Annotated in this window: 5 protein-coding genes; all 5 read left to right on the top strand. The window is 77.6% G+C overall.

What is annotated here, in order from left to right; translation table 11 throughout:
- Window positions 1-71 precede the first annotated feature (71 nt).
- The 5 genes from ACFV4G_RS35945 to ACFV4G_RS35925 all read left to right on the top strand — a co-directional run bounded on the left by ACFV4G_RS35945 (window position 72) and on the right by ACFV4G_RS35925 (window position 11,028).
- The gene (locus ACFV4G_RS35945; protein ID WP_380446392.1) at window positions 72-2,087 is read left to right on the top strand and encodes a LuxR C-terminal-related transcriptional regulator; all 2,016 of its coding nucleotides are present in this window, start codon (window positions 72-74) and stop codon (window positions 2,085-2,087) included.
- Between the two features lie 329 nt (window positions 2,088-2,416).
- Window positions 2,417-5,806, top strand: a complete 3,390-nt coding sequence (locus ACFV4G_RS35940) for a LuxR C-terminal-related transcriptional regulator (protein ID WP_380446391.1) — start codon at window positions 2,417-2,419, stop codon at window positions 5,804-5,806.
- Window positions 5,807-5,809: 3 nt separating this feature from the next.
- The gene (locus ACFV4G_RS35935) at window positions 5,810-8,767 is read left to right on the top strand and encodes an ATP-binding protein (protein ID WP_380446390.1); all 2,958 of its coding nucleotides are present in this window, start codon (window positions 5,810-5,812) and stop codon (window positions 8,765-8,767) included.
- A 393-nt stretch (window positions 8,768-9,160) separates the two neighbouring features.
- Window positions 9,161-9,811, top strand: a complete 651-nt coding sequence (locus ACFV4G_RS35930; protein WP_380446389.1) for a LuxR C-terminal-related transcriptional regulator — start codon at window positions 9,161-9,163, stop codon at window positions 9,809-9,811.
- Window positions 9,812-10,134: 323 nt separating this feature from the next.
- Entirely contained in the window at window positions 10,135-11,028 is an 894-nt protein-coding gene (locus ACFV4G_RS35925; RefSeq protein ID WP_380446388.1) for an NmrA family NAD(P)-binding protein, read from the top strand.
- Window positions 11,029-11,337 lie beyond the last annotated feature (309 nt).

Raw genomic sequence — 11,337 nt, 5'->3', positions numbered from 1 at the left:
GCGCGCGCTCCACACACAACCCGGGCGAGACACTCGGTTGGTCGCTCGCGGGGCGACGGTGTGGGCACTCAGTGTCAGCCTCAGGCGCGACCGTCCGCGCCGCCGCGGCCGCCGTCGCGGTGCTCGGCACCGCCCGCACCGACCTCGTCGCCGCCCTCGCCGGCGTGCCCGGCCCCCGCGCCGACGAGACCGTCGCGATGCTCGGGGAATGCGGCGCGCTCACCGCCGGCGGCGACGTCCACCCGGCCGCGCGCACCGCCCTCCTCGCCCCCGGCGACGGCCGCCGGACCGCCGAACTGCACGCCAGGGCCGCCCTGTTGCTCAGCGACGCGGGCCGCCCGGCCGAACAGGTCGCCCGGCACCTGATGGAGGTCCCCGGCATCCCGCAGCCGTGGATGGCCGCCGTCCTGTGCGACGCCGCCACCGCCGCCGAGCAGCGCGGCGCCTTCGCCCTCGCCGCCGGCTACCTGCACCGCGCCCTGGACACCACCCCCGAGGACGACCGGCTGCGCCTGCGCCTGGCCGTCGCCCTCGCCCAGACCGACCCGCTCGCCGCCGTCCCGATGTTCCGCGCCGCCCTCGCCCTCGCCGCCGACCCCGCCGACCGGGCCCGGATCGCCGTCGAGTGCGCCATGGCCTGCCTCGCCGTGCCGCTCGCGCCGACCCACCGCGCCGAACTCGCCGAGGCCCTCGAACGCGCCCTCGACGGACCGGACGGCGACTGGGGCCCCCGCCTGCGCTGGCAGGTCCGCACCGCCCTGCTCGTCACCGGCCGCGGCCGGGCGTCGGCCGTCGCCACCGTCCCCGTGCCCCGCGCCACCGCGTTCACCGTGGCCCGCGACGACACCGCCAACGTCCAGGAGCAGGCCCTCGCCGCCCTGCGCGCCGCCCTCGCCGGGCACTCGCGCGAACTCGCCGTCGCGGCCGCCCGCCGCGCCGTCGCCGCCGCCGGCCCGTCCTGCCCCGGCTGGCCGCTGATCACCGCCGCGGCCGCCCTCGCCCTCGCCGACGAGACGGACGCCGCGACCGCCGCCCTCGACCGCGCCGTGCGCGGCGCCGGCCCGTGGTCCCGCACCCTCGCCCGCACCGGCCGCGCCCTCGTGCTGCACCGGGCCGGCGCCGTCGCCGAAGCCGAGGCGACCGTCCGCGCCGCCATCGAGGACTTCGGCGCGGCCGGCTCCGACGCCTGTCTGACGGCCCCCCGGGCCGTCCTCGCCGCCGTCCTCGTCGACCGCGGCGAAGCCCACCGCGCGGAAGCGCTCCTCGCCGACGCCGACCGCTCCGAAGCCGGCGGCACCGGCCTGGAGGAACAGCTCTTCCTGCTCGCCCGCGGCCGCGCCCGCTGGGCCCACGGCGACGCCGACGCGGCCCTCCACCTGCTGCGCGCCTGCGGCCGCGTCCAGTACGACGCGGGCGTCGCGAACCCCGTCTTCGCCCCCTGGTGGGCGGACTCCTGCCTGGTCCTCGCCGCCGTCCGGCGCCCGACCGAGGGCCGGGTCCTCGCCGAGTACGGCGCCGACCTGGCCGCCCGCTGGGGCACCGCCCGCGCCCTCGGCCTCGCCGCCCTCGCCTCCGGCGCCGTGACCCCCGGCCGGGCCGGCCTCGACCGCCTCGCCGAGGCCGTCCACCTGCTCGCCGCCTCACCGGCCCGGGCCGAACACGCCCGCGCCGAGTTCGGCCTCGGCCGCGCGCTCCTCCTCGCCGGCGACCCGGCCGGCGCCCGCGAACACCTGCGGACCGCCACCGCCCTCGCCGGCGGCTGCGGCGCCCTCGCCCTCGCCAGGGCCGCCCGCCGCCTGCTGATCACCGCCGGCGGCCGGATGCCCGAGGTCGCCACCTCCGCCGCCGACCTGCTCACCGGCGCCGAACTCAGGGTCGCCGGCCTCGCCGTCGACGGCGCGAGCAACCGGCAGATCGCGCGCACCCTCTTCGTCACCGTGCGCACCGTCGAGTCCCACCTGACCAGCGTCTACCGCAAACTCGGCGTCACCCGCCGGGACGGCCTCGCACCCGCCCTCGACGGTGCCCGCCGCGGCGCCGTCCGGGCCGCCGAGGAACCGCCCCCGGCCGGCGGGCCGACCGGCTGACGACCACCACCTCCACCCCGCGCCGATCCGGCGCACCTCACACGGCAAGGGAGCCCGAGACCCGGGTGAACTGGATGAACGACGTTCCTGTGAGCCCGTGGGGCGAGACTCGCAACCCCACGGAGATCCCGTCGACGGCCCGGCCGACCAGGCCCGAGGCCCCGGACGGTCCCGGGCTGCCGCCCACCCACGGCGCGCCTCCGATCGAGACCGATGCCGCTGAAGGCGCGCACGTCGACGAGGGGTCGGCGAGAACCGGGGCCGCTCTCCCGGCGCCGGGAGGGCAGCACGCGCTCGACCCGGCGCACCCCGGTGCCCGATCAGCGCCCATGGTTTCGTCGGACGCGAGCCCGCCACGGGCGCGGCAGCGCGAGCGTGCCGCCCTCGCCTCCGTCCTCGACGCTGCCTTTGCCCCGGCCACTGCCGGCGCCCCGGCCACCGCCGGCGCCCGCCCGGTCGTCGTGGCCGTCACCGGTGCGCTCGGTTACGGACAGAACGCGCTGGTCCGGTGGGGGGCCACCCGAGCCGAGCGGGCCGGGCTGCGGGTCCTGCGGGCCCGCGCCGCCCACGCCGAGTCGGGGCCGGCCCTCGGGGCCGTCGCCCAGTGGCTCGGCTCCCTCGACGGGCCGCTCGACCACCGCCTCGACGGTCCCCTCTCCGGCCTCGCCGAGTTACTGCGCGCCGCCAGGAGCCGGCCGACCGTCCTCGCACTGGAAGACGCCCAGTGGCTCGACGCGCGGTCCCTGCACTGGCTGGGTGCGCTCTCCCGGCGCTGGGCCGGCGTCCCGCTCGTGCTGCTGTGCGGCGGCAGCCGCCTCGGAACGCCCGACCCCGACTGGTACGACCTGCTGGCCGGGACCTCCGGCGCGGCCGCCGTCCACCGGCTCGCCCTCGGGCCCCTGGACGGCACCGACGTCGCGGGCGCCGTGCTGCGGGCCTGCGGCGGCCCGGGGGAGGAGGGGTTCGCCACGGCGGCGGGCCGGATCTCCGCCGGACACCCCGAGGTCCTCGACGACATCCTGCGGCGGTTCGCCGGCGACGGCCACCGCCCCGTCCTCGCCCGCGTGCCCGAACTCGCCGCCCTCGGCGGCACCGTGACCGGCGACCACCTGATGCGCGCCCTGCGCGGGCACAGCGACGAGATGGTGGCCGTGGTGCGGGCACTGGCCGTCTGCGGCGACCTGCTCGACTTCCCGCTGACCTGCCTCCTCGCGGGCCTCGACACCCTGAACGAGGCCCGGCTGCGCGCCGTCCTCGCCGAACTGCCCGGCGTCATCGCCGGCCCCGGCGTCGAACCGCTGCTCGTCCCGGCGCTGCGCTCCCGCGTCCTGGCCGCCGCCACCGCGGCCGAGCGCGCCGACCTGCACACCCGGGCCGCGGAACTGGCCCACCGGGCCGCCGCCGACGACCTCGCGGTGGCCGCCCTGCTGCTCGGCGCGGCCCCCGCCGGCCGCCCCTGGGCCGTCCGGGCCCTGCAGACCGCCGCCGAGGCCGCCGCCCAGCGGCAGAACCAGCGGCACGCCGCCGCCCTGCTCGGCCGCGCCCTCGCCGAACGCCCCGCACCCGCCGAACACGCCCGCCTCACCCTCGAACTCGCCGCCACCCACCTGATCGCCGAACCCGAAGCCGGCGACCACACCCTCGACGCGATCCTCCGCCGCCCCGCCACCGCCGGCCCCGCCGCGGGTTCGTACCTCGCTGCCGCCGATGCCGCCGCGGGTTCGTTCGCGGCTGCCGCCGAGGTGGGCCCGTATTCGGAGCTCGCCGCTCTGCCGCCGCGTGCCGCGTACCCGGATTCGCCCGCCTGCCCTGGTTCTGCCGCGGGTTCGTACGCGGCTGCCGCCGAGGTGGGCCCGTGTTCGGAGCTCGCCGCTCTGCCGCCGCGTGCCACCTACCCGGGCTCGCCCGCTTGCCCTGGTTCTGCGGCGGGTTCGTACGCGGCTGCCGCCGAGGTGGGCCCGTGTTCGGAGCTCGCCGCTCTGCCGTCGCGTGCCGCGTACCCGGGCTCGCCCGTCTGCCCTGGTGCTGCGGCGGGTTCGTTCGCGGCTGCCGCCGAGGTGGGCCCGTGTTCGGAGCTCGCCGCTCTGCCGCCGCGCGCCACCTACCCGGGCTTGCCCGCCTGCCCTGGTTCTGCCGCGGGTTCGTACGCGGCTGCCGCCGAGGCCGGCCCGTATTCGGCGCTCACCACCCCGACCACCCCCACCCCCACCTCCGCCCTGCGCGTCCGCGCCGCCGACCTCGGGCTCACCGGGGGTGCGGCCACCGTCGTGCGGCGGGCCGTCGCCGAGACGCTGCCCCGGCCGGAGGAGCCGTACCACGACGAGCTGCTCGCGCTCTTCTGGTGCGCCGACCCGGCCGATGACGGTGAGTCCGCCCTGCCGCTGCCCGAGTTGCCGCAGCTGCCGCCGTGCCCGACGGTCCCCGCGCAGGCGGCGGTCCGGGCCTGGCAGCTCGCCGTCGGTGGCCGTCGGCTCGACCTGGCCGGTGCGCTGGCCCGGACGGCCCTCGCCGCGGCCGGCTCCCCGGGGGACGACGCCTTCGACGGTCCGCTCGTCCAGCCGTGGCTCGCCGCCTGCCGGACGCTGTGCCTCGCCGATGCCAACGACGAGGCGCAGGCGGGCCTGGACCGTCTGCTGCGCGGCCTGTCCGGGAACCGGCTGCGGCTGGCCGCCCCGCACGTGCTCGCGCTGCGCGCCGAACTCAACCTGCGGCGCGGCCGGTTGGAGCCCGCGGACCGTGACGTCGCCGAGGGCGAGCGGGCGCTGCGCCTGCTCGGCCGGCCCGACGCCGTCGCGCCGTACCTGCGGGCCGTCGGGATCCTCGTCGACCTCGAGAGCGGCCGTTGCGAGCGTGCCCGCGAACGGGTCGTGGCCCCGCTGCCCGCGGGCGCCGAGGCGAGCGAGCACTGGGCGCACCTGCTGTTCGCACGGGCCACCGTCGCGCTCGGTTCGGGCCGCCCGGCGGAGGCCGCCGAGCTCCTGCGGGAGTGCGGCCGGCGCCTGCTCAGCCGGCACCGGCTCAACCCGGCGCTGCTCCCGTGGCGTTCGGTCGCGGCGCTGGCCCACCACGCCCTGGGCGATCCGGACGAGGCCGTCCGCCTGAGCGAGCAGGAGCTGCGGCTCGCCCGCCGCTGGGGCGCGCCGATCGCGATCGGCTGGGCCGAGCTCAGCGCCCAGCGGGTGGCGGACCGGCCCGGCCGGCTCGCCGGGATCCGCTCGGCCGCCACGGGCGCGCTGCGCAGCGGCCCGGCCGGCCCCGGCTACGTGGGGGCGCGCGCCCCACACCCCCCCCGCGGGGGGCGCCGCGGGGGGGGCCCCGCCCCCCCGCGCCCCGGCTCCGGCGGGCCGCGCGCCCACAGCCCCCCGATCCCGCCCCCCGGGGCGGCCCCCCGGCACGCCGCCGAGCGCTCCCTCGCCGAGCTGTGCGTGCTGACGGCCCGGCATCCGGCCGGCCCGATGGCCGCTCGCGCCCGCGACCTGGCCGGGACCCTGGACCACCGCGTCGTCCACCCCGCGGACCCGCGCTGGGAGAGCCTCACGCCCACCGAGCGGCACACCGCCGAACTGGCGGGCCGGGGCCGCAGCAACCGGGACATCGCCGCGCTGCTGGCCGTCTCCAGCCGCGCCGTCGAACTCCGGCTCAAACGGGCCTACCTCAAGCTCGGCATCCACGGCCGCCCCGAACTGCGGGCGCTGGTCCGTGCCATGGAAGGACACTGAACGATGCTCCACGACCGGGACACCGAACTCGCCGCGGTACGCCGGGCCCTGTGCGACGCCGACGGGGGCCGCTCGTCGCACCTGCTGCTCACCGGTCCGTTCGGCATCGGACGCTCGGCCTTACTGCGCGCCCTGCCCGGTCTGGCCGACGGTCTGCGCGTGCGGGTCCTGCGGGCCGACGCCGCCCCGATGGAGCAGGACTTCGCGTTCGGTGTCGTGCGCCAGTTGTTCGACAGCCTCCTCACCGTTCTGCCCGCCGACGCCCGGGAGCGGTGGCTCGCGCGCGCCGGAGCGGCGCGTGCCGTCCTCGGCGACTTCGTCCCGGACGCCCTGGACACCCTGGACACCCCGGACACCCCGGACACCCCGGACACCCTGGACACCCCGGACGCGACGGACACCGCGACGGATCCCGCCGGCGCCGAGCCGACCGGTGCCGTCCTCGCCGACCTGCGCCGCCTGCTCGCCGAACTGAGCGCCGACGCACCCCTGTTGCTGCTCGTCGACGACCTCCAGTGGGCCGACGGCCCGTCGCTGCGCTGGCTCGCCCACCTCACCGCCCGTCTCGACGGCCTGCGCGTGGTCGTGGTGTGCACGCTGCGCGACGGCGACCAGGGCTCGTGGCACCCGCTGGTCCGCGAGGTCGCCGACACCGCCCGCGAGCTGCGACTGACGGCGCTGTCGCCCACCGCCACCCGGGCCCTGATCCGCGACCGCTTCACCGACCCGGGCCACCCGCAGACGGCCCGTCCGCAGACCGCCGATCCGGAGACCGTGGACCCCGGCAGAACGGAACCCGCCGGCATCGACACCGAGTTCGCCGACGCCTGCCACCGGGCCGCCGCCGGCAACCCGCTCTTCCTGGTCTCCCTGCTCGACGTCATCGCCGCCACCACGGCCCGCCCGACCGCCGCCCACGCCGAGACCGCCCGCACCCTGCGCCCCGGGCGCCTGCGCGACCGGATCGTGACGTGCCTGCGCACCCAGAGCGCGCCCGTGCGCGACCTCGCCGCCGCGATCGCCACCCTCGGCGAGCCCGGCGACACCGCGCCCGCCGGGCGCCTCGCCGGCCTGGACCCCGTCGGCTGCGCCGCCGCCCTGCGCGCCCTGCACCACCTCGGCCTGCTGCCCGACCCGCACCGCGCCGCCTTCGTCCACCCCGTCGTCCGGGACGCCGTCGAGGCCTCGATGAGTGCCGGCGAGCGCCAGCGCCGCCACGAGGGCGCCGCCGCCGTGCTGTACGACGCGGGGCGCCCGGCCGAGGAGGTCGCGGCCCAGCTGATGGCCGTCGCGGCCTCCCGGCACCCGTGGTCGGGCGCCGTCCTGCGCGGCGCCGCCGACACCGCGCTGCGCCGCGGCGAACCCGCGCCGGCCGCCCGCTACCTGCGCCGCGCCCTGCTGGACGTCCCCGACGGCGATCCCGAGCGCGCCCGCCTGCTGGTCGAACTGGCCGTCGCCGAGCGGTCGTTCGACCGGGCGGCGTGCGAGCGGCACATCGCCCAGGCGATCCCGCTGCTCGCCACCGCCCGCGAGCGTGCCGCCGCCGCGCTCCAGCTGCCGGCCAACTTCCTGCGCGCCGCGAGCCCGACCTCCGCCGCCCTGCTGCGCCGGGTCGCGTGCGAACTCGGCGACCCGGACACCCTCGACGGCGCCGCCCGCGAGGCCGCGCTGCGCCTGGAGGCCCGGCTGCGCCACGCGGACTGCCGCGACCCCGCCCGGCTCGCCGACTCCATCGGCCGGCTCGGCGTCATGGAACCGGCGGTGTGCTCGCGCGGCGAGCGCGAGCTGCTGGCCGTCCTGCTGCACGCGGCCACGCTCGGTGCGGGCCGCCCGGCCGCCGAACTGGCCGGGCTGGCCGAGCGGATCCTCGAACGGGAGCCGGCCACCGTCCGCAGCCCGCACTCCGTCGTGCCGCTGCTGGTGACCACGCTGGTCGGCGCGGACGCCCCGGGTGCGCTGGAGTCCTGGCTCTCGGCGGGCGAACGGGGGCGGCACCCGGGCGGCCCGGCCGATGACTCCGCGCCGGGCCACGCCGAGCAGGCCCTCGTCCACCTGGCCCGCGGCCGGCTCGGTCTCGCGCGGGAGCAGGCCGAACGCGCCCGCCTGCGCGCCGAGGCCGGCGGGCCCGAGGGCGACGGCCTCGCCACGGCGGCCCTCGCCGCGGTCGCGCTCGCGGCCCGTGACCTGCCGCTCGGCGCCAAGGTCCTGGCCGACGCGGACCGGCGCTGGCCCACGGGCGCGGCCCCCGCGGCGATGCTCGGACTGCTGCGCGCCCGTCAGCAGGCTCACCGCGGCGACCCTTCCGCCGCCCTGGACACCGTCCTCGCCTGCGGCCGCGAACTGGAGTCCGCCGGCTGGCGCAACCCGGTGCTCTTCCCGTGGCGCCCGTGGGCGGTCGGCCTGGCCCGCCAGCTCGGCGACGCCTTCGCCGCCCGCGCGCTGATCACCGAGGAGCTGGCCCGCGCGGAGGCGTGGGGAGCCCCGGCGGCGCTGGGTCGCGCGCTGCGGCTCCAGGCCGCCCTGGCCGGCGGCGCGCGGGCCGTCGACCTGCTGCGGGAGTCGGTCGAGGTGCTGCGGCGCTCGGCCGACGAGCTCGAACGCGCCCGCGCGCTGCGCGATCTGGGCCGGCGGCTCGGCGGCGGGGCCGAGGCGGCGGCGGTGCGCAGGGAGGCGGCCCGGCTGGCCGCCGCGTGCGGCGCCGGCTGGTCCGAGGAGTGGGCCGGAACCGCGCCGGGCCGGGAGGCCGGGGTGCCGGTGGACGTCGTGCTGACGCCGTCCGAGCGCCGGGTCGCGGACCTCGTCGGGCACGGTCTGACGAACCAGGAGATCGCGGCCGAATTGCGGGTGAGCGCGCGGGCCGTGGAGAAACATTTGACGAATTCCTATCGCAAGCTCGGAATTTCCGGCCGCCGGGAACTTGTGACGGTTCTGTGCGAGGCCGAACCCGTTGTTCGTGTTTGATCCCGGCGGCCGCGCCGGAAAACCCGTTCGACCTGCCGCCACAGAATCGAACTCATGCTCGCCGAACCGTGACCGAACCCTACCGAACCTGCCCTGACCTGCAAGGATGTGCACCGTACCGAACGACCGGCCGAACCCCCCGACCCCACACCGAACCACCGGCCGTACGCCCACAGAATTGGACCGGACCAGCCCGGGCGCCGTTGACCTGCCGGATCGGCGGTCCCTAGAGTCGAAGCAGAGTTCACCGCGAATCAGGCCGTTCGAGCCGACCCGGCCCGAAAGAAATGGCCGGGATTTCCCGCGGAAATCAGCACCGCACACGCGCCCCGAAGGGATCCGACTGCCGTGGTCATCTCCTCTTCCGCCCTGGCCGATACCGCTCGGACCATCGTGTGCGATCGAGAGCCAGGTCACGACGCGGCGCCGCAAACCCGCACCGTCACCGATCAGGCCGGCCTCAACATGGCCCAGCTCGACCGCACCCTCACCATCCGGCAGGCCAACGAGGCCTTCTTCTGGCAGTTCGGACGCTCCTCGTCCGAGCTCTGCGGCCGGACGTTCAGCGAGCTCGTCCACCCGAGCGTCCAGCAGCCGCTGCTGCGCCAGTTCTCCGGACTCATCGAGGGCCGCCGGGACCGCTTCGCCACCGACGTCATAGCGATAGGCCCGGACGAGGAGACGTTCACCGTCCCGCTCACCGCCGTGATGGTCCGCGGCGGCCTGCCCGACGAGTCGTCGATCATGGTGATGATGCCCAACCGCGACGGCGAGGCGGCCGAGTCCGAGGTCGTCGCCGGCCGCAAGAAGCTGCTCAGCGAGATCGACGCCCGGATCCTGGAGGGCATCGCGGCCGGCGTCTCCACCGTCCCGCTCGCCGCCCGGCTCTACCTCAGCCGCCAGGGCGTCGAGTACCACGTCACCTGCCTGCTGCGGAAGTTGCGCGTGCCGAACCGCGCGGCCCTGGTCTCGCGCGCCTACTCGATGGGCGCCCTCAAGGTAGGCGTCTGGCCGCCGAAGGTCGTGGAGAGCTTCGTGAAGTAGCGGCACCGTAGGAGCACCCCCCGTCAACGGCGGGGCGCAGCCGGGCAGCACCGGCCGCGCCCCGCCGTTCGCGTGCCCTCCCGTCCTCCTGTCTTCCTGTCCTGGCGTCCTGCCGTCCTGTCGCCGCGCGCCTCGACGGCCGCTCAAGGCCCGCTCGAAGCCGGGTGGAGAGTAGTAGTCGCGCCGCTACGCACCGTGTTCTCATCGAGTGCGGGCCCCGGGAGCCCGGAGTGCGGGCCCCGGAGACGGGTCTAGACGCGTGGACATGCACCTGAGCCTGGTGGCCATGGTTCGTCGTCCCGGAGTGGATTTGACTGGATGCCATGACGACGAACTCGCAGAACGCAGGCAACCGCAACAGCATCCAGACCGCCGAGGGCGCGCAGACCGCCCGGGCCGCCCAGGACGACCGCTCGACGGTCCTGGTGGTCGGCGGCACCGGCAAGACCGGCCGGCGCGTCGCGGACCGGCTGGCCGCCCGCGGCCGGACCGTCCGGATCGGCTCGCGCGCCGCCGACGTGCCGTTCGACTGGAACGACGAGACGACGTGGGAAGCGGCGCTGGAGGGCGTCGGCGCGGCCTACCTCACCTACTACCCGGACCTCGCCTTCCCGGGCGCGGTCGAGTCGGTGGGCGCCTTCGCCCGGCTCGCGGCCCGCCGGGGCGTGGCGAAGCTGGTGCTCCTGTCGGGCCGCGGCGAGGAGGCGGCCGAGGCGGGGGAGAAGGCCGTGATGGAGGCCGGCGCCCGCTGGACGGTGGTGTGCTGCGCGTGGTTCGACCAGAACTTCAGCGAGAGCTTCTTCCTCGACCCGGTGCGCGCCGGTGAGCTGGCGCTGCCGGTGGGCGACGCGGCCGAGCCGTTCGTGGACGCGGACGACATCGCGGACGTGGTGGTCGCGGCGCTCACCGAGGACGGGCACGACGGCGAGGTGTACGAGCTGACGGGCCCCCGGCTGCTCTCGTACGCGGACGTGGCGGCGGAGTTGTCGCGGGCGACGGGCCGGGAGGTGCGGTTCGTGCCGGTGTCGGTCGAGGAGTACCGGGCGGTCCTGGCGCGGGAGGGCCTGCCGGGGGACTTCGCGGAGCTGTTCTCGATGATCCTGGACGGCCGCAACGCCCACACCGCGGACGGGGTGCGCCGGGCGCTGGGCCGGGAGCCGAGGGACTTCGCCGACTTCGCCCGCGAGGCGGCGGCGGCCGGCGTGTGGGAGGTCTGAATGGGAGCCCCGAGCCCGCGCACCGGAGTGCCGGCGGCCCGCCGCTCCTCCCGCCGCCCCCCGAACTGCTTTCCGTAGCACCGCCCGTGAGAGTCCCCGCGCCCGCGGGGACCGGGTGAACCCGAAGGAAGCCCCTGATGCGCTCCGACCAGACCGCACCACCCTCCACCTTCCACGCCGCCTACGGCGCCCCCGCCGCCCCCGCCGCCGCCCGGGGCAAGGCCGCCGGGCCCGTGCTGGTGGCGGCGACCATCGCGATGGGCCTGATGGCGGGCCTGTTCTTCGCCTTCGACGTCTCGGTGATGCCGG

It is taken from the genome of Kitasatospora sp. NPDC059747, assembly GCF_042732955.1.
Classification (GTDB): domain Bacteria; phylum Actinomycetota; class Actinomycetes; order Streptomycetales; family Streptomycetaceae; genus Kitasatospora.
This window is presented reverse-complemented; position numbering and strand designations above follow the sequence as displayed.